The following is a 2,971-nucleotide window of genomic DNA, read 5'->3' on the forward strand; positions in this document are numbered from 1 at the left end:
GAAAGATCGAGGTGTGTTCGAGCCGTATCGACTTCTCGTCTCTCCTTGCGGACGCATCGGTCGCGAGCACTTCGTGCTGGGAAGTCTCTTTGTGCTCACCTCGGCGCTGAGTGCCCGGCTGGCTCTCGAGGCGGTAGGCGTCGAGCGCTTCTCCGGTCTCGTCGGGCTTGTGGCGGCGTGGGCGATGCTGTCACTCCTGGTGAAGCGCGCCCACGATCTCGGGCGGGGTGCTCCCTGGTTGGCCTGGATGTTGATACCCTTCTTCGGCCCGCTGTGGGTGCTTCCGCAGCTGGTGCTGCGCCGTGGAGACGCGGAGGCCAACCGCTTCGGGGTTCGCATCGACCGCGAGGCGATCGACTACCTCCATCTCGACGTGCTGCCCCCGGGACGTGCGGTCATCGTCAACGATGTCACGGGCCTGAACCCCATTGCGGTGAAGGAGGTTGTTCGGCCCTCGAGCATCGATGAGCTTGCGCACTTCGTGGCCCAGACCCGCGACCCCATCTGCGTGGGCGGCGGTCGTTTCAGCATGGGCGGGCAGACCGCAAGTCCCGGCTGCGTGCATGTCGACATGCGCGGCCTCAATCGCGTGCTTGCCTTCTCTCCCACGGCGCGCACGGTACGGGTGGAGGCCGGCATCCGGTGGTGCGATCTGCAGCGGTTCCTCGATCCGCACGAGCTCTCGGTCAAGATCATGCAGACCTACGCCAACTTCACCGTAGGTGGCTCGTTGAGCGTGAACGTGCACGGGCGCTACATCGGGCTCGGTCCACTCATCCTGTCGGTGCGGGCGATACGGCTGCTCATGGCCGATGGCAGCCTTCACGAGGCCACGCCAGCCCGCAATTCCGACCTCTTTCACGGTGCCATCGGCGGGTACGGCGCGCTGGGCATCATCGTCGAGGCAGAGCTCGAGCTTGCAGACAACTGCCGGGTCTCTCGTCACTCTCAGGTGATGGCGCGAACCGAGTATCTCGATCACTTCGTGGGAGAGGTGCGTGACAGCGGAGATGCCGTCTTTCACAACGCCGACCTGTATCCGCCGCACTTCGAGCGCTTGCGCTCGGTGACGTATCGGCGCACCGACGCGCCGGTGACGGTTCACCACCGGCTCCATCCCATACGGCTGGCCTACCCCCTCGAGCGCTACTTCTACTGGGCATTTTCCGAGACGCCGTTCGGGAAGTGGCGACGCGAGCGTGTCATCGAGCCGCTTCTCATGCGCGGCCGGCGGGTGATGTGGCGAAACTTCGAGGCGAGCTACGATGTTCGCGAGCTCGAGCCGGACGCGCGCACACGGCAGACCTACGTGCTGCAGGAGTACTTCGTGCCCATCGCGACTTTCGATGAATTCGTTCCTCGAATGGGGGAGATCTTTCGTCGGCACGGGGCGAACGTCATCAACGTGTCGGTGCGCCATGCGTTTGCGGACACCGGATCGATGCTGGCCTGGGCGCGCACCGAGGTGTTCGCGTTCGTGGTGTACTACAAGCAGGGGGTCGATGCAGCGGCACGGGGGCAGGTGGCGGTGTGGACCCGCGAGCTCATCGATCTCGCTGTGTCTCTGAAGGGCGCCTACTATCTGCCCTACCAGATACACGCCACCTTTGAGCAGTTCGCACGGGCCTATCCACGGTATGGCGAGCTGTTCGCACTCAAGCGCGCGCACGATCCGCACTACCGATTCCGCAATTCCCTGTGGGACGCCTACTATGTGGGGCACGAAGGCGAAGAGGCCGCCGTGGCGCAGAACGGGGAGGAAAGATGAGCACGTCGACGCACGAGCTGCGAGAGGTCATGGGTGATCCGCGATACAGCGACAAGATGTTCCTGTTCCTGCAGAACGTCTTCCACCTCTATCCAGAGGCAGCGTTTCACGCGCTCATCCGCAAGGCGGCCGAAGAGAGCCCAGACGATGAGGCGGCCTATGCCGCCATCGCCGCAGGGCTTCCCACCATCTCGCCCTTCCTCGGAATGCTCACCTATGGATTGCCCGCGCTGAAGAAGCAGAAGCGCGTGATCTGTGAGCAGACGCTGCGCCTTCTGTCTGAGTGGCGCGCGCGCGACACGCCCATCGATGGCTGGGTGGAGATCGGCACCGTGGGGCGGTATCTCGGGCGCTTGCGTGGGGAGCGCCGCATCACGGGCGATCTCGTGCTGGTCAACGACGTGGCTCCGACCAGCAGCATCGGCGACATCATGGAGCGGGGTCAGATCGGCGCCTTGGGTCGCTTCGTCTCGCTTGACGACTATGCGCCCTTGTCGCCCCACACGCTGCCTGACGCCAGTGTCGACGTGGTGACCTGTGTCATCGGGCTTCATCACGCGGCCGCAGACCGGATCCACGGGTTCGTGAACGCCATCGCGCGGGTGCTGCGCCCAGGCGGGCTCTTCATCGTGCGCGACCACGATGCCGCATCAATGGAGATGTTCCGCTTCTGCTCGGCCATCCACACCGTCTTCAATGTGGGCACGGGGGTGCCTTGGAGTGCCAACGCGGCCGAGGTGAGGCGATTCAACGCCATCGAGGGATGGGTGACCTATCTCGAGGCGGTGGGGTTTGTCGATGGAGGGCGACGTCTGCTTCAGGATCACGATCCGTCAGACAATGTGCTGGTGGGGCTCGTGAAGCGATGAACCTGCGCGTTGCCGCCTTCAGCAGCACGCTGATCTACCTGCTGCTGCTCACGTTGCGGGCCTATCCCGTGCTCTCGCCCAATGCCCTTGCGGGCGATCTGGCCACGATGAAGCTCGCCATGACGTCGCCGACAGCGCGAATCGAGACCCACGTCGCTTTGCCGTGCCTGATCGCGTTGGCGCAACTTTCGTGAATTATTTCCCAACAAATGGATGAGCACGGCCGGTCCTCAGCCAATGCCGACCGGGCTCCCGGACCGATGGAAATGTCAATCTGACACAGTGACTGCCACGTAAGTCGAAGACCGTCAATCATGTCGTCGAGAGTCTGAGA

General features: G+C 63.7%; 1 protein-coding gene and 2 pseudogenes. All 3 read left to right on the forward strand.

Translation table 11 applies throughout. The features are described from left to right. Window positions 1-13 precede the first annotated feature (13 nt). Window positions 14-331, forward strand: a pseudogene (locus tag EB084_22795) (DUF805 domain-containing protein). A gap of 42 nt (window positions 332-373) precedes the next feature. Beyond that, a pseudogene (locus tag EB084_22800) lies at window positions 374-2,637 on the forward strand (FAD-binding protein). Beyond that, entirely contained in the window at window positions 2,634-2,831 is a 198-nt protein-coding gene (locus EB084_22805; GenBank protein NDD31094.1) for a hypothetical protein, read from the forward strand. The pseudogene EB084_22800 and the gene EB084_22805 overlap by 4 nt, the downstream one beginning before the upstream one ends. The last annotated feature ends 140 nt before the right edge of the window (window positions 2,832-2,971 follow it).

This window comes from Pseudomonadota bacterium (genome assembly GCA_010028905.1).
Taxonomy (GTDB): Bacteria; Vulcanimicrobiota; Xenobia; order RGZZ01; family RGZZ01; genus RGZZ01.

Bases quoted from the DNA above. Each gene is read 5' to 3' on its own strand.
- EB084_22805 (NDD31094.1), top strand. From the start codon at position 2,634: ATGAACCTGCGCGTTGCCGCCTTCAGCAGCACGCTGATCTACCTGCTG.